This window comes from Rhizobium sp. PP-F2F-G48, assembly GCF_004342335.1.
Lineage (GTDB): Bacteria > Pseudomonadota > Alphaproteobacteria > Rhizobiales > Rhizobiaceae > Ferranicluibacter.
Window position 1 is genome coordinate 156,814 of sequence record NZ_SLVH01000008.1, and the last position, 20,164, is coordinate 176,977.

The window sequence follows — 20,164 nt, forward strand, 5'->3', positions numbered from 1 at the left end:
AATGGGATATGCCAACCTTGAGAGCGTGCGGCGTCTACCCCACCGTCTCCGACAGGAAGGCGAGCGTGCGCTCCAGCGCCTTGGCGGCGCTCGGTTCGTCGAAGGCGGCGCGCGCGTCGCAATTGAAGCCGTGACCGGCATCATAGGTGTAGATCGGCACATCCGGCAGGACGGCGCGGATCGCGTCCACGTCGCGCAGGGGGATATGATCGTCATGCTCGCCGAAATGCAGGATCAGCGGCACCTTCGGCGTGCGGTCGAGCGATTTGGCGATGTTGCCGCCGTAATAGCCGACGGCAGCCGTCACGCCCGCGGCCGAGCAGGCCGCGTCATAGGCGAGCGACCCGCCCCAGCAATAGCCGACGACCGCCACCTTGCCGCCCTCCGACGCCGCCGTCACCGCCGCGGCGACATCGAGCGGCGTCTTGGCGTGATCGACCCGCTGGACGAGCGCGACGGCCGCCGGGAAGGCCTCGGCATCGTAGCCGAGTTCGACATCGGGCTCGACGCGATCGAACAGAGCGGGGGCGACGACGAGATAGCCGTCGCCCGCAAACCGGTCGGCGACCCGCCGGATATGGGCGTTCACCCCGAAAATCTCCTGCAGCAGGACGATCGCCCCGCGCGGCGCGCCGTCAGGCTCGGCTTTGTAGGCACCGATCGTCACGCCATCGGCGGCCGTCAGCTTGATCATCTGGCCCATGTCAGACCCTTCTTTCGTGTTGCGTGGCCGCGCGGCGGAACGCTGCGCGTGTCGAGCATGTGGGGCGGTCGGGCGGAAGCGCAAGGCCTCGATGTCCGGGACCGGGGTTCCGCGCGGCGCGCGATCCGCCGAAAACCCGAGGCCCGCGATCATCCGTCCCAATAAGGCGGATCGCCGAAGGTCTTGCGCAGGTGATCGGCCACCGCGCGCAGCTTGGCCGAGGGGTTTCGCCCCTCCGGATGGGCCATATAGATGAATTCCACCTCCGGCTCGTGGTCGATGACGATCTCGCTGAGCAACCCCTCGCGCACCGACGGCCCGACGATGAAGACCGGCAGGAGGGCGATGCCGAGCCCGGCAATGGCCGCGTCGCGCATCATGTCGCCATTGTTCATGCCGACGGCCTGCCGGGCGCGCACCACGGCCGGCCCCTCCGGGGTGGCGAACCGCCAGTCGGCCACGCCCCGGTTGGTATAGAAGATCGCCTTGTGCCGATCGAGATCGGCGAGCGTCGTCGGCACGCCGTTGCGCAGCAGATAATCCGGGGAGGCGACCAGCAATCGGCGGCTGCGGCTGAGCGTCCACACGACGAGACGCGAGTCTGCAATCGGCCGATGGCGGATGATCGCGTCATAGCCGTCGGAGGCGACATCGACGCGCCGGTCGTTCAGGTCGAGCACCAGCTCGATGCCGGGATGCGCCGCCAGAAACGGATAGAGCGCCGGCCCGAGATGCATGCGCCCGAAGGTGACGGGTGCGGCGAGCCGCACGGGGCCGGAGAGCGTGCCGCGCCGCTCGCTCATCTCGGCCGCGGCCCGTTCGATCTCCTCCAGGATGCGGGTGGCGCGACCGAGAAAGGCAAGGCCGTCCTCCGTCAGTGTCAGCTTACGCGTCGTGCGGTGCAGCAGCATGCCGCCGAGCGACCGTTCGAGCTCGGCCAGTCTTTCGCTGACCACCGATTTCGACAGGCGCAGCCGGCGCGCCGCCTCGCTGACGGAACCGGATTCCACCACCGTCACAAACGCCGTTATGCCTTCGACCCTGATCACGTTCGGCATTTCCGAATTCGAGTTCCGCCGATCGGAGGCTAATCCGAACGCGGCGGAAATGCCATCTTCCGCTTACGCTTTGGACGCCAACTTCGGCCCAACGCCATCCTGGAGATCAAAAATGCCCCGTCTGGAAGAAAAAGTCGCCATCGTCACCGGTGCCAGCGCCGGCATCGGCCGCGCGACGGCCAAGCTCTTTGCCGCCGAGGGTGCGAAGGTCGTCGTCGGCGCCCGCCGCCAGGCCGAACTCGACCGCTTGGTCGCGGAGATCGCCGCCGACGGCGGAACCGCCATCGCGCTTGCCGGCGATGTCCGCTCGGAAGACTATCACCGGGCGCTCGTCGCCACCGCCGTCGAGCATTATGGCCGGCTCGACGTCGCCTTCAACAATGCCGGCATCATGGGCGAAGCGGGGCCGAGCCCCGGCGTTTCGGAAGCGGGCTTTGCCGAGGCGCTGACGATCAACCTGACCGCCTCTTTCCTTGCGGCCAAGCACCAGATCGCCCAGATGGAGCGCAACGGCGGCGGCTCGGTGATCTTCACCTCGACCTTCGTCGGATACAGCTTCGCCTTTCCCGGCGTTGCCGCCTATGCCGCCAGCAAGTCGGGCCTGATCGGCCTCACCCAGGTGCTGGCTGCGGAATTCGGACCGAAGAACGTCCGCGTCAACGCCGTGCTGCCCGGCGCGGTCGATACCGACATGTACCGCGAAATGAACAACACGCCCGAGAAAGTGGCCTTCGTGACCCAGCTTCACGCCCTGAAGCGCGTGGCGACGCCCGAGGAACTGGCCCGATCCGTCCTCTACCTCGCCTCAGAGGATTCGAGCTTCGTCAGCGGCACCGCCATGCTGGTCGATGGCGGCGTCTCGATCACGCGGACCTGAGCCGCGCGTTGACGCGAAACCCCGCATCCCCTCACGGGCGCCATTCGCCGACATGGATGGCGCCCGTCCCGTCCACCTCGGTCGAGACGAAGTGCGACAGGGCGTCGTCGCGGATCACGGCGGCGGTCAGGCGGCCGGTGCGGTAGGCGCCGGTGTCGAGCGCGATGCGGTTGGCGTGAATTTCCGGCCGCAGCGAGGCCGTGATCGTGTGGCCGTGCAGCACCACATGGTCGAAGACGTCGGTGTGATCGAGGAAGCCGGCCCGGATCCAGCGCAGGTCGTATTCGGTCTGCAGCAGCAGCGCGACGCCCGGCCGGATGCCGGCATGGACGAAGCAGAAGCGGCCGATCTCCTTGTAGGTCAGCGCCGTTTCCAGGAGCGTGACATGATGCGGATGGGCGGCGCGGATCTCGGAAGCGATATTGTCGAGATCCGGCACCGGCCGGTTCGAATAGGCGCTGAGCGTGGCGACGCCGCCCCAATCCAGCCAGTTGACCGCATCCTCCGGTGCCAGCGTGCCGCGCAAAAGCTCGCGCAGATAATAATCGTGATTGCCGAGGATCAGCCGCGAGCCCGGATAGAGATCGAGCGCCGCCGAGACCTGATCGAGCACCCGCGGACTTTCCGGCCCGCGATCGATGAGATCGCCGAGGAAGACGAGGACGGGGCGCGACCCTTGCCGGGCGGCATCCTGCGCGATGAAGCCGAGCAGCGCGTCGAGCAGATCGGCGCGTCCGTGAATGTCGGCGATCGCATAGATCTCGCGCGGTAGCTTCTCTGTCGTCATCGCTGTCGTTCCCTGCGGACGTGTTTAGGGCGCCGCCCCGCCCCGCGCCGTCCGGATGCCCGGATGCCCGGATGCCCGGATGCCCGGATGCCCGCTCTATAAGCTATCCCTCCCCCGCCGCGCCACCGAAACCCGAACGCCGGACCGCGATATTTCGCGAACGCGATGCGGTTGCGGATCGTCTCGGGCGGAAGCAGTCCGGCCGGTCTGGAGGGATATCGAGCAGCGACGCGCCAGAGTCACGTGATCAGGACGATATTGCCAACGGCAATTCGAAACTCCGCTTGATCGTTTCCATCGGAACATCCGTTTTGACGTTCAGGACGCTTGCAATACGGGTCAGGTGATCCGCCTGGAAACGCCAATAGCTGTGGAGGTCGGCGGTCACGATGCGCAGGATAGCGTCGCACTCTCCGGTGGTCAGGTAGCATTCCATGACTTCCGGTAGGCGTCTGATGGCTTCCGCAAATTGAAGCGTGACCTGTGCATCCTGCGTTTTGAACCAGACGCGGGCAAACACCGTCAGGCCGGCGCCCACTTTCGCCGGATCGAGAACCGCGACGTAGCGATCAATGATCCCCGCTTCTTCCAAAAGCCGGACACGGCGCAAGCATGGCGAAGGCGAGAGGCCCACTTCCCTCGCCAGGTCGATATTGGACATGCGGCCGTCCCGCTGGAGTACCTTCAGAATACGGCGGTCGATCTCGTCGAGTCGGAATGACACGATATAGCTCCATCAGAAACATTCTCAGCATAATATGCCAAAGTTCTTCAAATCAATGAATTCTTTGCGATCTCATTGCGCGGGCTTTGATCTATCGTTTTGCACGTTCAACAGGGAGGCGAAGATGATGACGAGAAAGATAGGGAAGATCGTGCTGTCCTACTCGGGAGGGCTGGACACCTCCATCATTCTGAAGTGGCTGCAGGAGACGTATCGTTGCGACGTGGTCACGTTCACGGCGGATCTGGGCCAAGGCGAGGAGCTGGAGCCCGTCCGCGAAAAGGCCGAGCGGCTTGGCGTCAAGGACATTCGGATTATCGATGTTCGTGAGGAGTTCGTTCGTGACTTCGTTTTTCCGATGTTTCGCGCCAATACGCTCTACGAGGGTCGCTATCTCCTGGGTTCCTCCATTGCACGGCCGCTGATCGCCAAACATCTTGTCCGCATCGCGAGAGAGGTTGGCGCCGACGCCATCGCTCATGGCGCCACCGGCAAGGGCAATGATCAGGTGCGCTTCGAATTGGCGGCCAATGCGCTCGATCCGTCGATCGAAATCATCGCCCCCTGGCGGCAGTGGACTATTCAATCCCGCACGCAGTTGATCGCGTATGCCGAACAGCACGGAATTGCGATTCCGAAGGACAAGCGCGGAGAAGCGCCCTCTCGATCGATGCGAACCTCCTGCATACCTCCACGGAAGGAAAAATCCTGGAGGACCCCTCAGCGACGGCACCTGACGATGTCTATCAGCGAACAGTCGATCCCCTGAATGCGCCGGACCAACCAGAGACCGTCGTCATCGGTTTTGAGAAAGGGGATGCCGTTTCGGTGAATGGCATCGCGCTGACGCCGGCTGCACTTCTGACAGAACTCAACAGGTTGGGCGGAAAGCACGGGATCGGCAGGGTCGATCTGGTTGAAAACCGGTTCGTCGGCATGAAATCCCGTGGCGTCTACGAGACACCCGGCGGCACGATCTTGCTCGAGGCACATCGCGGGATCGAATCGATCACGCTCGATCGCGCTGCCGCTCATCTGAAGGACGACATCATGCCGCGCTATGCCGCGCTGATCTATAATGGCTTCTGGTTTTCTCCGGAGCGGGAGATGCTGCAGGCTTTGATCGATCAGAGCCAGATCCATGTCAGCGGCGAGGTCACGCTCAGGCTTTACAAAGGTTCAGCAAATGTGATCGCTCGCAACTCGGCAAACTCGCTCTATTCGATGGATCTCGTTACCTTCGAAGAGGGTTCCGGCACCTACGATCATCATGATGCGGAAGGCTTCATCAAGCTCAACGGGCTACGCCTGAAGAGCTGGGCTGCCCGCAACAGTAAAGCGCGGCCGGCCGGATGCCACGTTCCCTAGGCCATTCCTCCCCCCACCGCGCCGTCGGGCGGGAGAGATCTTCCCCCCGCCCCCGTTCTACCGCACGCGCCTCTCCTGAAATTTCCGTTCGCCCAGCGTCCATTCTTCGAAAAAATTACTCTATAAACTCTGTAGACGAACTTTGATAATTGCCCCATTGCGGCCGGGTGCGGCGCGGCATTGGAACCTGAAGGGGCATGTCATGGCACGGCAGATCAAACTTGGAGCCTTTCTTCCCGGCGGCGGGCAGCATATTGCGGCCTGGCGGCATCCCGATCAGCCGCTCGACGGCGCGACCAATCTGAAATTTCATATCGAGCTGGCGCAGACGGCCGAGCGCGGCCTGTTCGATGCCTATTTCCTGGCGGACGGTCTGGCGGTCGCCTTCGGCGGCGGGGTCGAGGGCGGCAATGCGCGGGTCGTCGGCTTCGAACCGGTGACGCTGTTTTCGGCGATCGCCCCGTTCACCACGCATATCGGCTTCATCGCCACGGCCTCCACCACCTATGAGGAGCCCTATGCGCTGGCCCGCAAGTTCGCCTCGCTCGACCTGATTTCGGGCGGCCGTGCCGGCTGGAACGTGGTGACCACGGCAACGGAAGCGGCGGCGCGCAACTTCAACCGCGACCGGCAGCTGCCGCATGCGGCGCGCTATCGCCGCGCGGCCGAGCATGTGGCGGTGGTCAAGGCGCTGTGGGAAAGCTTCGAGGACGACGCCTTCGTCCGCGATCGCGACCGCGGCGTCTATTTCGATGTCGACAAGGTTCACCGGATCGATCACCAGGGCGAGCATTTCAAGGTCGAAGGCCCGCTCAACGTGCTCCGCTCGGCGCAGGGCCATCCGGTCATCGTGCAGGCCGGCCAGTCCGAAGACGGGCGCGATCTCGCCGCCTCCACCGCGGAGGTGATCTTCACCGCCCACCAGAAGCTCGAAACCGCGCAGGACTTCTACCGCGATATCAAGACGCGGGCGACAGGCCTCGGCCGCGATCCGGCGCATGTCCTGGTCATGCCGGGCGTCTCGCCCTTCATCGGCCGCACGCGCGCCGAGGCGCAGGAGAAATACGAAAAGCTCACCGGCCTGATCGTCGAGGAGGACGGGCTCGCCCTCATCAAGGCGCTGACCGGCGGCGAACTCGACCTTCGCGGCCTCGATCTCGATGGCCCCCTGCCGCCCGTCGCCCCGACCGAAGGCATGAAGAGCCGGCAGGCGCTGATCCGCCAGATCGCCGACGAGAACAGCTTTTCCATCCGCCAGCTCTATCAGTGGATCGCTTCGGCCCGCGGCCATTTCACTTTGGTCGGCTCGGCCGTCGAGATCGCCGATACGCTGCAGGACTGGTTCGAGAACGAGGGGGCCGACGGCTTCAACATCCTGCCGCCCTGGCTGCCGACCGGGCTGAACGATTTCGTCGATCTCGTCATTCCCGAGCTGCAGCGCCGCGGCCTGTTCCGCACGGCCTATGAAGGCCGCACGCTGCGCGACAATCTCGGCCTGCCCTATCCGCACACGCGCTGGCGCCAACCTTACGCTGCGGCCGCCGAATAGACCCGGCGACGCTGACCTTTAACTTTTGCCTGGACGGTCGTCCGGCTTTTGCCTCGGCCCTTCGATCGCTCGCTCTCCCTCTTTGCAACAGGATGCCCCCATGACGCTCGAGACCCCGCAGCCCGTGATCCTGCCGCGCCATGCCGGCGTCGGCCTGTGGCACCGTCCGCACGCCCGGCAAAGGCCAGCACCCGTATCAGGGCCCATATCAGGATCAGGGCAAGGGGCGTTGCTGCGCGCGCCCGGCGTGGCGGATGTTGGAAAGACGGAGCCTTCCCAGTCGTCGCCAGGGTCATCGCCGTCATCGTCATCGTCGCCGGATCGCGCGGCAATCGCGCGGCTGGCAGGGGCCGGCGCGCTGGCTCGGCGGCTCTTTGCCCGGTTCGGCCTGCTGGCGGCTTTTGCTGTCCTCTGGCAGGTGGCGCCGGCGCTCGGCTGGTCCAACCCGGCCGTGCTGCCGCCGCTCGACGCGATCGTGCGGGCGCTCTGGACGGGGGTCACGGTCGGCACCTTTGCCAACGACATCGCCATCAGCCTGCAGCGCTCCGGCATCGCCTTCGGGGCGGCCGTCGGGCTCGGCATTCCGCTCGGCCTGTTCATGGGCCAGATCCGCATCGTCGAGCACAGCCTCGGCCCGATCCTCCAGCTTTTCCGCCAGACCTCGGCGCTGGCGCTCTACCCGGTCTTCATCCTCATGCTCGGGCTCGGCGAGACCTCGAAGATCTTCGTCATCTTCTGGGCGACGCTGTTTCCGATCCTTCTCGCCACCATCGGCGGGGTCAAGCAGGTGGATGCGAAGCTCGTGGAAATGGCCCGCGTCTACGGCGCCGGCCGGCTCACCGTGTTCCGCCGCGTCGTGCTGCCGGCCTCCCTGCCGCAGATCTTCGTCGGCCTGCGCCTCAGTGCCACGACGGCGCTTCTCCTGCTGATCGCGGCCGAGATGATCGGCGCCAATTCCGGCATCGGTTTCCAGGTGATGAACGCGCAGTACAATTTCCAGATCCCGCTGATGTTCGCCGCCATCCTCTTGCTGGCGCTGCTCGGGCTGCTTGCCAATCTCCTGCTGGAGACGCTGCAGGCCCGGCTCTGCCGCTGGTCGCGCCTCCCGGCGTGATCGCCATCCTCTCGTCGTCCCCCCCTCCCCCCTCCCCCCTTCGCCCCATCTCTCCCCTCCCCCGATCTTCCGGAGCCCCCCATGCAGATGTCCCGCCGCCTCTTCGGCCAGCTTGCCGCCCTCGCCACCGGTCTGGCGCTCTCAGCGCCCGCCAGCACCGCGCGTGCCGCCTCCGAGCCGGTCACGATCCGCTATCTCGCGAGCCAGGGCAGCCTGTCCGCCCATGAGCTGGCCGATGCGCTCGGCTATTTCAAGGATACCGGCATCACCTTCCAGAATGTCGGCTATGCCCAGGGCGGCCCGGCCTCGCTGTTCGCGCTCGCCTCGGGCGATGTCGAGCTCGGCAGCGCCGCGACGGCGGCCGTGCTCAACTCGATTGCCGGCGGCAATGATTTCGTCGCCGCCTACGCCTCGAACGGCATCAACAAGGGCACGGAAAGCATCTTCTACACGCTGGAAGGCAGCCCGATCACCTCGATCAAGGATCTCCAGGGCAAGACCATCGCCGTCAACACGCTCGGCGCCCATCTCGACTACACCGTGCGCGAGGCCCTGCACTCCGTCGGCCTGCCGGAAAATGCTGCCAAGCTCGTGGTCGTGCCCGGCCCGCAGCTCGAACAGGTGCTGCGCTCGAAACAGGTCGATGTCTCCGCCTTCGGCTACTGGCAGAAGACTTTCGAGGGGGCTGCGCTGAAGAACGGCCCGCTGCAGAAGGTGTTCGGCGATACCGACGTGCTCGGCGAGATCGCCGGCGGCTTCGTCGTGCTGCGCCGCGACTGGATCAAGGCGCATCCCGATGCCGCCAGCATCTTCGTGGAGAAATCCCAGGCCGCGCTGGAATATGCCCGCCTGCATCCGGACGAAACCCGCGCCCTCCTGAAGACGGCGCTGACCGCACGCAACGAAAACCCCGAGATCGCCCAGTACTTTACCGGCTATGGCGTGCGCGAGGGCGGCAAGGCCATTCCCCGCGACCTGCAGTTCTGGATCGACATCCTCACCCGCGGCGGCTCGCTGCGCGAAGGCCAGCTGAAGGCCGAGGACATTCTCTACGATCCCGCCACCTTTGCCGCCGCCAACTGAGGAACGACATCATGGCCCTCGCAGAACCGGAAACGGTAGATCGACCCTCGGCTAAGACGCACCCAACCGAGACGCACCCAACCGAGCGGCATGGTGGCAAGCCGCCCGCGGGTGGCGCGGTGACGATCCGCGACCTGTCCAAGTCCTACACCATCAACGGCCGGCCCTTTCCCGTGCTCGATCGCGTCAGCCATCATGTCGAGGCCGGCGAGGTGCTGTCCATCGTCGGCGCGTCCGGCTCCGGCAAGACCACGCTTCTCCGGGTCATCGCCGGGCTGGAAACGGCGGATCAGGGCGCGGTGCTGATCGACGGCACGCGCGTCGCGGGCGTCGGAACGGATCGGGCCGTGGTCTTCCAGGAGCCCCGCCTCCTGCCCTGGCTGACCGTGCTCGACAATATCGCCTTCCCGCTCGAAAACCGCGGCGCGACGAAAGCCGAAGCCCGGCAGCGCGCCCGCCATTACGTGGATCTCGTCGGCCTGGCCGATTTCGCCGATGCGCTGCCGGCCCAGCTCTCCGGCGGCATGGCCCAGCGCGTCGGCATCGCCCGGGCGCTGGCGGTGAAGCCCGAGATCCTGCTCCTCGACGAGCCCTTCGGCGCGCTCGACGCGATGACCAAGATCACCCTGCAGGAGGAGCTTTCCCGCATCTGGCGCGAGGAAAACGTGACGATGATCCTCGTCACCCACGATCTCGAAGAGGCCGTCTTCCTCGCCGACCGCGTGCTGATCCTGCCGCGTGAGAAGGGCGAGAGCACCCGCGAGATCGTCGTCGATCTGCCCCGCCCCCGCAGCCGCAGCGAACCCCGCTTCGTCAAACTGCGCGAGCAGCTGTTGAACGCCTTCGGCCTGCACTGAGGCGCGGTTTTCTGCCCACCAAATCCCGACCGCATCGCCTGCCGCCTCGAAATCCTCAAGGCCCCGTGACAGTGACACCACGGGGCTTTTCGCTGTCCTCAGCAGCCGACGCCGATCCCGATCCGCCCGCCTTGTCCTCTCGCTTTTTGTCGGCGCGACGGCCGTCAAGCGGCTGAGCGACGGCCCTATCGTTATCCGGCTCACCGTTTCCACGCCCCGCTTTGCCCCGCCCGTCCTCATCCGAGCGCCTTCAGCATCGGCCCGATCGAGAACCGGCCGTCCTCGGCGCGTGCGGTGAGGTCGCGCAGATAGCCGCCGGGCGACCGGATCGCGGTGCTTCGCTGCAGAATCCCGGCCATCACGATGGCTGCGCCGATCTCGCCCATGGCTTTTTGTGCGGCAAACCAGGCACTTGGGCTGATGCCGAGCATGGTGCGCACGACCGATGCCGCGCCGATCACGTCTGGCCAGCCGGAGACGCCGCGCCGCGCGTAATCGGCGATATCAGGGCAGAGTTTCAGGAAATCGTGGAGCGCAATGCCGGTGGATTTGCGTTCGGGTGCGATGGCGTTTTCGGTTTCGGCTGCTGTTTCGATTCTGTCCTGGCCTCTATCAAAAGAGTTTTCTGAGTCTGAACTCTGAATGTGGGGCTCAAATTGGGTGTCATTGGCGCTCATTTTCTCGTGCGAAACCGCAGCGAGGTAGCCGGCTTCCACCTCGGCGCGCAAGGCGACAAGGGCGGCGCGGCGGGCGGAGAGATGCGCCTCGGTACCGTTGCGCAGGACGCGGCCGGACAGCCCGCGCAGGCGCTCGAGACCATCCTGCCAGAGGGTGGCGTCCAGCGTCGCAAAGCCCTCCGTGGCGGCGGCATCGATGATCTTGGCGATATCGCGCAGATGCAGGGAGATCTCGGTGCGCAGCCGTGCGATGCGGCGGGCGGTGTCGCGCACCACAGCGGCGCTTGAGAGGATCTCCTCGGCCCTGAGCGCGAGCGGCGCCAGATCGAAGCCGAAGGCGCTCTCCACCGTGCCGCGGTCGTCGCGGCGGCAGTAGCGCTTGCCGTTGGCGCTATCGCGACGCAGGATCAGCCCGGCCTCGACCAGGCTGGCGAGATGCCGGCGGAGCGTCGCCGGCGACATGCCGCGGGCCCGCAGCGACAGTTCCGCATTGGAGGGGAAGACGATGATCGGCGCGCGGCCGTCGAGATGGCGATCCTGGTGGAAGCTTGCTAAGGCCTCCAGCACCGCAATCGTGCGGTCCGACAGGCCCCAGACCGGCCGGGCTTCGCTGAGCGCCCGGATGATGCGGTATTTCTCCACCTGCGCCGCTTGAGGGCCGTCGTCACCTGCGGGAAGCCGCGCCCGTCTCCGTTCGAGATCGGCGCGCAGTGCCACATTGCGCGCAGTAAGCCGTGCGCCGCCGAACGGCGTCGTTGCAAAAATCTCCATCTCTCCATCTCCGTTGGGAGGCAAGCCTCCCCCGGCACGGCACACGTCTCCCTTCGCTGAAAGCCTTGTTATCAAGGCGTTCAGGCACAGGTGTCCTTGAGGTCAGAAGGTTTTGCCGCGAAACCGGGTCTCCCCGGTCATGGCTCCGCCGATCGGCATTTCTGCCGCTGACTCTTGACTTTGCTGGTCGGAAGTGATTCTCTTGAACTGCTTAGATTGAAGAGGGCTTCCATGACGGTGACGTTTTGGGGGCCTTTTTTCTTGCTCTCTTGGTCGTCCTTTTCTGGTTCAGATCCGCTCAAGCCCGGGTCGATGTCCCGGGCCTTGCCGCCGCCCGGTCCTTTTCGAGGACAAGGGCGGCAACGGGTGCGCGCGCGCCGGGCTCAGCTCTCGCCGGTCTCGTCACGCTGGAATGTCTCGTGCGCCTCGACGAGAAGTGCTGTCGCCGCCTCGATGAAGGCTGTGGGCGTGCCGTCCGCAAACTCGATCCGGGTCGCGCCGCCCTCCACCTTGAGCCGGGCAAATATCCGGCCGCGCGCATCTGTCAGCGTGCGGTCGGCATCCGCCTGGATCTGCCGTGCGCCCCCTGCCCCGTGCTTGACCTTTTCGGGCCGGCTCAGCGAATCCAGATGGGAAAACAGGATCTGGAAGCGCCGGTCGCTGTCGGCCGCCTTGAATTTCGGGGAATAGACCACGTCCATGCCCTGTACCTGCCGGGCTTCCTTCGACAGGATCTCGCCGAGCTTCATCCAGCGTTCGCGGCCGACCTTCGGCGCCGGGCCGATGAAGCGGACGAAATTGTTGGGCACGCTCTCGATCACCTGCATCAGGCGCGACAGCTCGCTCTTCTGCACGGCCAGCGCATCGCCGATCATCCGGCGGTCGAAGCCGCGTTCGGCGAGGTTTCTCGCAAACAGCGCCCGCTCGATGAAGGAGAGGTTGCGGCGCTCGGCATTCTCCTTGCCCTGCGCCAGAACCAGTTCGTCGTCGGTGAGCGTGCGAATGATCGCCTTGACCGGACGGCGCAGACGGGTTGCGGCGCGAATGCGGCGGTGGCCATAGGCGGTCTGGTAGAAACCCGGCTTGTCGGGATGCGGCCGCAGCAGCACCGGCACCTGCTGGCCGGTCTCGCGCATGCTCTGGACCAGCGCTTCGAAATCGGGGTCGATCACGCCTTCGATCATCAGCCGGTCCTCGACGAAGGAGGCCTCGATGCGGGTGGCGTCGACGGTGACGACGCGCTCGCCCTCCGACAGCGCCTGGCGCAGCACGCGCGCCTCCTCCGCCTCGCGGGTGATCGCGTTCAGCGACAGGCCCATGGCCTTGACGGCGCCCGATGCGCTGCGCGTCTGCGGCAGGGCCGGTGCGCCCTCGCCCCGTGCGCCCTCGCCCTGTGTGGCCGGGGGCAGACCGTCGCCGGTCGGATCGGCCGATTTCCGCTCGGGCGCCGCACCTTCGGGAGACGCCTTCTGCGCCTCCGCCGCCCGTGCCGCATCGGACGGGCCGAGCCCGCCGCCAAACAAGGCCTTCAGTTCGCTCTTGCGGTTCGCCGCCATCCGTCCCGTCCTTTCCAAGCCCCGGCCCGCCGTCCCGACCGCAGTGCCGGCCGTCCGTGTGGGCTCGATCGCATTATCCGTCGCCATCAGCGGTTCCACACCGCATGCACCAGCGTTTCGATCTCGCTGTTGACGGCATTCATCGATTCCACCGCGCGGTCGTAGGTCGCGCGGGTAAAATTCTCGCGCCCCACTTCGTAGAGCGTCTGTTTGGTGAGGCCCGCATCCGAGACGGCGGTAGATTTCACCATCGGCGCCGTCAGCACGCGCTCGCCGAACAAAGAGCGCATGAAGCCGACGATCTGCGCCTGCGGTCCGTCATTCGGCTCGAAGCGGGTGACGAGATAGCGCAGGAAGTCGAAATTCAGCGTGCCGCCGGCATCGCGCACCACCGAGAGAAGATCGGCGGTCATGAACAGGAACTGGTTCATCGAGGCGATGTCCAGCATCTGCGGGTGCACGGTGACGATGACGGAGGTGGAGGCGCAGAGCGCGGAAAGCGTGAGATAGCCGAGCTGCGGCGGGCAATCGATGACGACGACGTCGTAATCCGCCTCCACCGTGCCGAGCACCGCCTGGATGCGGGCAAAGAACAAAGGTCCGGTGTCCGTGCCCCCGTCCCGGCCCGACTGCCGGTCGGCCAGCGCCTGCGGCGTCACATGCTCGAATTCCTGCAGCTCGATATTGCCGGGCACGAGATCGAGCCCGGGAAAATAGGACTGGCGGATGACATCGGACAAGGGCCGCTGTTCCGCATCGTAGCGGATCGCGCCATAGAGCGTGTCGTTGCCGGTGAGATCGAGCTCGGGCTGGTAGCCGAACAGCGCCGAGAGCGAGGCCTGCGGATCGAGATCGATGGCGAGCACCCGGTGGCCGGTCAGCGCCAGATATTGCGCGAGATGCACGGCCGAGGTCGTCTTGCCGGAGCCGCCCTTGAAATTGGTGACCGAGATGACCTGCAGCCGCTCGCCGGCCTCGGCATCCCGCCGCGGCAGATAGGCGCGCGCCTTGGCGACATTGCCCTTGGCCATGGCCTGATCGGAGAGATGCACCCGCAGCGCATTGATATCGGCCAGGGAGTAGAAGCGGCGCCCGCCCGCCCCGGTTTCGGGCTGCGGCCCCTCGCCGGCCAGCGAGAGCTGGCGCAGATAGCCGTCGGACACGCCGATGAGCTTGGCCGCCTCGCCGGAGGAAAACGATCGCAGGGTCTTCGTCGAGGTCGGAGGAAACAGCCGTTCGCGCATGGCTTTGAGCTGTTCCGACAGCGCGCTCGCATCTGCCGCGATCGTCAGATCCGCCGAGGGCGAGGGCGCCTCGTCTTTCGGGCCGCTGCGGGTCGTGGGGGCCGGTTGGGCCATGTCGTGTCTTTCCTCGCTGTCGGCCGTCTTGCAGGTTGGGCAGGACCGGCGGATGATCGATGATCTGCGTTCGATAAGGATCGAGAATCGTGGTGAAGCGATTCTCGATCCTCACTGTATACGTCGGGCCGCCTTATATACAGAGGAGGAAGCCCGTTACGCCGACGGCCTCGATATCCGCCCTCAGGCGTTAGAAGCTGAGGCCGCGTCCGAGTCGCGTCAAGCGATTTCTGATGGGGAGTCTTTTGATCACCGTCCCTTCCCAATGCGCTGTTGTCCGTCGACCGGGATGGTCGGCACGCTCAGCATGGCGCAGGGTGCGGCAGCGGGGAAAAACGGGCATGCCGTTCCTTGAAAAGACACGCCGTTTTCGGTGTTTTTCTCCCCGCTCTCTGCAGGCCTCGGCCGGCGAGCAGGATGAAAGTTGACAGCTGTCAACTTTCATCGGGAGGGTCGGGGCGGTCGATCGAAAAGTTGACAGCTGTCAACTTTCTTGGCCGGCAGCGTTCCAGCGCTCTGCCCGACCGCCCCGCTGTCCCACCGCCCCACTGTCCCACGGCCCCACTGTCCCACAGCATAGCCGCGGGCCCGCTTCTGCCGGAGCAGCGCCAGCATCGCGCGGATCGCGGTCGTCTCGTCCGCATAGACGTCGAGGCGCGAGCGGCCGGAGGCGCCGATCCGTCCCCAGCGGCGCACCAGCACGATCTCTCCGAACAGCGACGGTTCGAGCGAGAGCGCATAGAAGCGGGCCATGTTGCGCGCGGGGTCGCAGCGCTCGAGATGCAGGTGGTAACGGGAGGTTTTCATGGGGGCCATGCTCGCGCGCGATGGCGGCCCGGTCCAACGAGACTTTTGAATCGATCCGGCGCGTTCGATTCACGACGGTGATCGAACAGGCGCAATGCGCGTCGCTTGCCGTCGTGCCTGTGTCGAGCCCGTGCGCCGCAAGGGGGCCGAGGTCCGGGCGATCCGCCGCCGCCGCCCCCGTCGGCGCGACCGGGCTTTACCGGCCGTTAAGGTCGATCGGTTGCGTCATCTTAATGCAATACGGGCATCATCGGCCGGCGGGGGTGATGTCGGTCTTCGCGACGGGGGACATGAGGTTCCAAAAAGCGCATTTGGACATGGTATGGCGGTACGCGCACTCTTTTCGATATTCGGCGTTCAGGGAGACGATCCGGACCTGGTGAAGGCGCAATATGCGGCCTTCTCCAAGCAGATCCCGCTCATGTATTTCATCCTGCTCGTCAACAGCTGGGGCCTCGCCGCGACCCATATCGCGATCGCGCCGGCCTTTCTGACGATCTATATCCCGGCCTTCCTCACTCTCGTCTGTGCGGTGCGCATCCTCTACTGGTGGATCGAGGGCCTGCGGCCGACGGCCGACCTCGATGCGCTCCGGGCTTTGCGCAAGGCCAATGCGCTCTCCTGGGTGCTCGCCGCCGCCTTTGCCGCCTGGGGGCTCTGTCTTGCGCCCTATGGCGAGATGCTGCATCGCAGCCATGTCGCCTTCTATATGGGCATCACGGTCATCGGCTGTATCTTCTGCCTGTCGCATCTCCTGTCGGCCGCCCTTGCGGTCACGGTCATCGTCAGCCTCGCTTTCGCCGCCTATTTCGGCATGACCGGAAACCTGGTGTTTATCGCCATGGCGGTCGATCTCGTCCTCGTGTCCGCCGCGATGATCGCCGTTCTCTCGGTCCAGTACCGGGATTTTCTGGCGCTGATCTCCTCCAAGCGCACGCTTCTGGCGCTGAACGAGGAAAACAAGCTGCTGGCGAACCAGGACAGCCTGACATCCATGCCCAACCGGCGCCGTTTCTTTGCCGAGCTGGAATCCGACCATCAGGCCGATCATCACGCGGGCCATCAGGTGGGGCACCATCCTGACAGCCTCGACCGGCACGCGATCTGCGTCGGCCTGATCGATCTCGACGGGTTCAAGCCGGTCAACGATATTTTCGGGCACGGAACGGGCGACGATCTGCTCATCCAGGTCGCGGACCGCCTGCTGCGGCTGGGCGGCTGGGGACCGGAGGGCGAGGACAGGCCCGCGAATCAGACCTTCTTCGCCCGCCTCGGCGGCGACGAGTTCGGCTATATCACGCGGCAGGGCGGGCTCGCGGCGGCGGTCGATATCGGCACCGCGGTCTGCGCGGCGCTGGCGGAGCCGTTTCTGATCGCGGACGCCCGCATCGAACTCTCGGCCTCGATCGGCATTGCCGCGCTGTCTCCGACCGACGCCACGGTCGCCAGCGTCTATGAGCGCGCCGATCACGCGCTGTACGAAAGCAAGCGCCAGGGGCGCGGCGAGGTCGTGGTGTTCTCGAAAGAACATGGCGAGGCCTTCGCCCGCCTCCTGACCATCGAGCGCGCCTTCGGCAAGCACAATTACGAGGACGAGGTCTCGCTCGTCTATCAGCCGATCGTGGACATGGCCTCCGGCCGGCTCGTCGCCTTCGAGGCCCTGGCCCGCTGGTACAGCCCGACGCTCGGTCATGTCTCGCCCGCCGAGTTCATTCCGGCGGCCGAACGGTCCGGCTTCATCAATCCGCTGACCCGGCTGCTGCTGCGCCGCGCCCTTGAGGACGCGCTGACCTGGCCGGCCGGGATCCGCCTGTCCTTCAATCTGTCGGCACGGGACGTCTCCTCCGGCGAGCAGGCGCTGAGGCTGCTGAACATCGTGCTCGCCAGCGGCGTGGCGCCGCAGCGCGTCGAATTCGAGATCACCGAGACGGCGATTCTCGCCGATATGAGCCAGGCGCGCACCGTGGCCTTGATGTTCAAGGCGGCCGGCGTCGGCATTGCGCTCGACGATTTCGGCACAGGCTATTCCAGCCTCACCCATCTCCACGAAATGCCGCTCGACAAGCTGAAGATCGACCGCAGCTTCGTCAACGGCATCGACGGCAATTCGACCGGCAAGAAGATCGTCAAGTCGATGCTGCGGATGTGCGCGGATCTCGATATCGGCTGCGTGATCGAGGGCATCGAGACGCGGGCGGAATACGAGACCGTCAAGGCGCTGGGCGGCCCCCTGGCGCAGGGCTATTTCCTGTCGCGGCCGCTGTCCGCCGACAAGGCGCTCGCGCTTGCCGCCGCCGACGCGCCGCTTGCCGCCGCGCCCGAGGTGATGCTCGCCTCCTGAGACGGGGAGGGGAGACCTACAGCTCCAGCAGCCGCTGCGCCGTGAACTTGTCGGTAACGAGGATGTCGATGATGCCGACCTTCAGCGCGCCGGCGATCGCCACCGCCTTCTTGGCGCCGCCGGCCAGCGCGATCACCCGGTCGACCTTGGCGAGATCCTCGAGCGGCAGGCCGATGACCCGGTCGTCGAGCGGCGTCTTGACCGCCTTGCCGTCGATATCGAAAAACCGCAGCGAGATATCGCCGACCGCGCCCGCTTCGGCGAGATCGGCCAGTTCGCGCGCCGAAAAGATGTTGCCGGAGCGCGCCAGAAGCTCGGACGGTTCGACCGCGCCGATGCCGACGATGGCGAGCGTGATGCTGCCGAAGAGATCGACCGTCTCGCGCACGAACGGGTCCGCCATCATCAGAAGTTTCGCCTCGCGCGAGGAGGTCACGCCCTGCACCGGCAGAAGCTTGGGTTCGGCGCCGGTCAGGCCCGCAAGCCGCGTCGTCAGCTGCGTCGCATGGGTCTGCACCGAGGGATCGCCCATGCCGCCCAGCGTCTGCACGACGAATTTGGCGCGCGCGCTCTTCAGCGGATGGATGTTCTCGACCATGCGGAAGATGGTCTGGCTCCAGCTGGAAACGCCGATCGTTTCGCCCGGCGCGAGCGTAATTTCAAGGAGATGGGCGGCGGCCTCGCCGATCCGGGCCATGATGGCGCCGTCGCGATCCTCGGTGCATTCGACCACTACGGCTTCCGGCAGGTCGTAGCGCTCGCGCAGTGCGGCTTCCAGATCGCCATAGGTGCCGACCGGGGGAATGACGCTGGTGCGCACGATGCCCTCGGTCTCCGCCCGCTTCAGCATGCGCGACACGGTCGCCTGCGACAGCCGCAGATGGTCCGCGATCTCCGCCTGCCGGCGCCGCTCGATGTGATACATCTGGGCGACCCGAGAAATCAGACGGAGTTCGTTGAGGCGTCCCATGGGCGTTCCCGTCGTGAATTTTTATTCACTCTTAGCGGCTGCCGGGTCAAGCGTCGAGCGGGCGAGTGCGTCATTCCATGTTTTCAGCCGCTCGGCTGTCTCATCGGCACCCGGCGCGATTGTCGTGGTCTGCCGGGGGAGGGCGGAAATGGCGTCGAGATCGGCGAAGATGCCGAGCGAAAGCCCGGCGAGATAGGCCGCACCCAGTGCCGAGGCCTCCGGCGCTTCGCACTGGATGACCGTGTGGCGCAGCGTATCGGCGACGCATTGCATGAGAAACCGGTTCTGGCTCGGGCCGCCATCGACCGAGAGCGCGCCGATCTCGCCGCCGCTCTGGGCCTTCATGGCGGAGACGACGTCATGCACCTGGAAGGCGATGGAATCGGTGACCGCGCGGGCCATCTGTGCCCGGCTGGTGTTGAAATTGATCTGCGAAAACAGGGCCCGCGCCGTGGAATCCCAATAGGGCGCGCCCAATCCGACGAAGGCCGGCACGAAGCCGGGACCGCCGGGCGCGGCGGTGGACGCGAGATCGACCAGGGCCGCGACGTCGGGCAGGCCGAGAATCTCGGTCATCCAGGGCAGGCTGGCGGCGGAGACGAGGATATTGCCCTCGAAGGCGAAGGTCGGCCGGCCCGCGATCCGCCAGGCGACCGTGGTGGTAATGCCGTTGCGCGGCGCGATGTAATGGGCAAGCGTCGTCATGATGGACGAACCCGTGCCGAAGGTGACCTTTCCGTCGCCCGGCCGGAAGGCGCGATGGCTGAAGAGGGCGGCGTGGCTGTCGCCAATGGCCGCGCGGATCGGCGTGCCGTCGGCAATGCCGGGGACGCCGGAGGTGATGCCGAAATCGGCGGCACTGTCGCGCACCTCCGGCAGGACGGCGGGATCGACGCCGAAAATGTCGCAGAGTTCGGTGCTCCAGACCTGCGCCTTCAGATCGAACAGCTGGCTGCGGGCCGCGTTCGACGCATCGCAGGCGTGTTCGCGCCCGCCGGTCAGGCAATGGATCAGCCAGCTGTCGATGGTGCCGGCCCGCACGCGGCGGCCTTTGGGCACGCGGTCCAGCAGCCAGCGGAATTTCGCGCCGGGAAACATCGGGTCGAGTGGCAGGCCGGTGATCTCCTGAACGCGGTCGAGATGGCCCTCGCGGGTCAGTCGCTCGCAATCGGGCGCGGTGCGGCGGCACTGCCAGCTGAGAACGGGGCCGAGCGGTTCGCCCGTTGCCGCGTCCCAGACGGTGACCGATTCGCGCTGGTTGGAAATGGCGATGGCCTCGACCGTCGCGTCGGGTGCGGCCTTCAGGCAGGCGGCGATCGCCTCGCAGACCGAGGCCCAGAGACGGGCCGGATCCTGCTCGACCCAGCCGGGCGTGGGGTAGCTGATGCCGACGGGGGCGGAACCCCGGGCCAGAACCGCGCCGGTCAGCGACACGAGCACGGCCTTGGAATTGGTGGTGCCCTGGTCGATCGCCAGTATCGCCTGCATGTCGTCTCTCCTTGCCCCCTGTCGAACAGGGGGATATTCCACGAAAAAGCCGGGGGCGGCGATGAAACCGCGCCCG

General features: G+C 65.9%; 16 protein-coding genes and 2 pseudogenes. 8 read left to right on the forward strand and 10 right to left on the reverse strand.

Features of this window, described 5'->3' with window-relative positions; all coding sequences use genetic code 11:
* Positions 1-34: 34 nt before the first annotated feature.
* Both C8J36_RS18055 and C8J36_RS18060 read right to left on the reverse strand, forming a co-directional pair.
* Positions 35-703 carry a dienelactone hydrolase family protein gene (locus C8J36_RS18055; RefSeq protein ID WP_132536777.1) on the reverse strand — a complete coding sequence of 223 codons (669 nt, stop codon included), beginning with the start codon at positions 701-703 and terminating at the stop codon, positions 35-37.
* Positions 704-852: 149 nt separating this feature from the next.
* Positions 853-1,752 carry a LysR family transcriptional regulator gene (locus tag C8J36_RS18060; RefSeq protein ID WP_132536778.1) on the reverse strand — a complete coding sequence of 300 codons (900 nt, stop codon included), beginning with the start codon at positions 1,750-1,752 and terminating at the stop codon, positions 853-855.
* A gap of 121 nt (positions 1,753-1,873) precedes the next feature.
* On the opposite strand from C8J36_RS18060, the gene C8J36_RS18065 reads away from it, so the two are divergent.
* Positions 1,874-2,638, forward strand: a complete 765-nt coding sequence (locus C8J36_RS18065) for an SDR family oxidoreductase (RefSeq protein ID WP_132536779.1) — start codon at positions 1,874-1,876, stop codon at positions 2,636-2,638.
* Positions 2,639-2,669: 31 nt separating this feature from the next.
* On the opposite strand, the gene C8J36_RS18070 is transcribed toward C8J36_RS18065, so the two are convergent.
* Together C8J36_RS18070 and C8J36_RS18075 are read right to left on the reverse strand one after the other, a co-directional pair.
* Complete coding sequence (locus C8J36_RS18070) at positions 2,670-3,425, reverse strand: metallophosphoesterase (protein WP_132536780.1); 756 nt, start codon at positions 3,423-3,425, stop codon at positions 2,670-2,672.
* A gap of 247 nt (positions 3,426-3,672) precedes the next feature.
* A complete protein-coding gene (locus C8J36_RS18075) occupies positions 3,673-4,149 on the reverse strand; it encodes an Lrp/AsnC family transcriptional regulator (RefSeq protein ID WP_132536781.1) in 477 nt (158 codons plus the stop codon).
* A gap of 127 nt (positions 4,150-4,276) precedes the next feature.
* Here C8J36_RS18075 and C8J36_RS18080 point away from each other — a divergent pair.
* The 5 genes and pseudogenes from C8J36_RS18080 (at position 4,277) to C8J36_RS18100 (ending at position 10,120) form a co-directional block, all read left to right on the forward strand.
* Positions 4,277-5,517: pseudogene (locus C8J36_RS18080) on the forward strand (argininosuccinate synthase).
* Positions 5,518-5,719: 202 nt separating this feature from the next.
* A complete protein-coding gene (locus C8J36_RS18085; protein WP_132536782.1) occupies positions 5,720-7,066 on the forward strand; it encodes an LLM class flavin-dependent oxidoreductase in 1,347 nt (448 codons plus the stop codon).
* A gap of 100 nt (positions 7,067-7,166) precedes the next feature.
* Positions 7,167-8,180 carry an ABC transporter permease gene (locus C8J36_RS18090; RefSeq protein WP_245506616.1) on the forward strand — a complete coding sequence of 338 codons (1,014 nt, stop codon included), beginning with the start codon at positions 7,167-7,169 and terminating at the stop codon, positions 8,178-8,180.
* An 81-nt stretch (positions 8,181-8,261) separates the two neighbouring features.
* A complete protein-coding gene (locus C8J36_RS18095) occupies positions 8,262-9,263 on the forward strand; it encodes an ABC transporter substrate-binding protein (protein WP_132536783.1) in 1,002 nt (333 codons plus the stop codon).
* A 119-nt stretch (positions 9,264-9,382) separates the two neighbouring features.
* On the forward strand, positions 9,383-10,120 hold the full coding sequence (locus C8J36_RS18100; RefSeq protein WP_062597285.1) for an ABC transporter ATP-binding protein: 738 nt from the start codon (positions 9,383-9,385) through the stop codon (positions 10,118-10,120).
* Positions 10,121-10,356: 236 nt separating this feature from the next.
* Here C8J36_RS18100 and repC read toward each other — a convergent pair whose 3' ends face one another.
* The 3 genes from repC to repA all read right to left on the reverse strand — a co-directional run bounded on the left by repC (position 10,357) and on the right by repA (position 14,482).
* Positions 10,357-11,568, reverse strand: a complete 1,212-nt coding sequence (gene repC, locus C8J36_RS18105; RefSeq protein WP_132536785.1) for a plasmid replication protein RepC — start codon at positions 11,566-11,568, stop codon at positions 10,357-10,359.
* Positions 11,569-11,951: 383 nt separating this feature from the next.
* Positions 11,952-13,124, reverse strand: a complete 1,173-nt coding sequence (gene repB / locus C8J36_RS18110; RefSeq protein WP_132536786.1) for a plasmid partitioning protein RepB — start codon at positions 13,122-13,124, stop codon at positions 11,952-11,954.
* An 86-nt stretch (positions 13,125-13,210) separates the two neighbouring features.
* Positions 13,211-14,482 (reverse strand): plasmid partitioning protein RepA, encoded by a 1,272-nt coding sequence (repA, locus tag C8J36_RS18115; protein ID WP_132536787.1) that lies wholly within the window; start codon positions 14,480-14,482, stop codon positions 13,211-13,213.
* A 52-nt stretch (positions 14,483-14,534) separates the two neighbouring features.
* On the opposite strand from repA, the gene C8J36_RS18120 reads away from it, so the two are divergent.
* The gene (locus C8J36_RS18120) at positions 14,535-14,837 is read left to right on the forward strand and encodes a hypothetical protein (RefSeq protein ID WP_132536788.1); all 303 of its coding nucleotides are present in this window, start codon (positions 14,535-14,537) and stop codon (positions 14,835-14,837) included.
* Between the two features lie 209 nt (positions 14,838-15,046).
* Here the strand turns inward: C8J36_RS18120 and C8J36_RS18125 are convergent.
* Positions 15,047-15,289, reverse strand: a pseudogene (locus tag C8J36_RS18125) (WGR domain-containing protein); the annotation flags it as partial.
* Positions 15,290-15,611: 322 nt separating this feature from the next.
* Between C8J36_RS18125 and C8J36_RS18130 the strand changes: the two are divergent.
* On the forward strand, positions 15,612-17,630 hold the full coding sequence (locus tag C8J36_RS18130; RefSeq protein WP_132536790.1) for an EAL domain-containing protein: 2,019 nt from the start codon (positions 15,612-15,614) through the stop codon (positions 17,628-17,630).
* Positions 17,631-17,646: 16 nt separating this feature from the next.
* Here C8J36_RS18130 and C8J36_RS18135 read toward each other — a convergent pair whose 3' ends face one another.
* On the reverse strand, positions 17,647-18,600 hold the full coding sequence (locus C8J36_RS18135; RefSeq protein ID WP_062597166.1) for a sugar-binding transcriptional regulator: 954 nt from the start codon (positions 18,598-18,600) through the stop codon (positions 17,647-17,649).
* Positions 18,601-18,621: 21 nt separating this feature from the next.
* Positions 18,622-20,088 (reverse strand): FGGY-family carbohydrate kinase, encoded by a 1,467-nt coding sequence (locus tag C8J36_RS18140; protein ID WP_132536791.1) that lies wholly within the window; start codon positions 20,086-20,088, stop codon positions 18,622-18,624.
* Positions 20,089-20,164 lie beyond the last annotated feature (76 nt).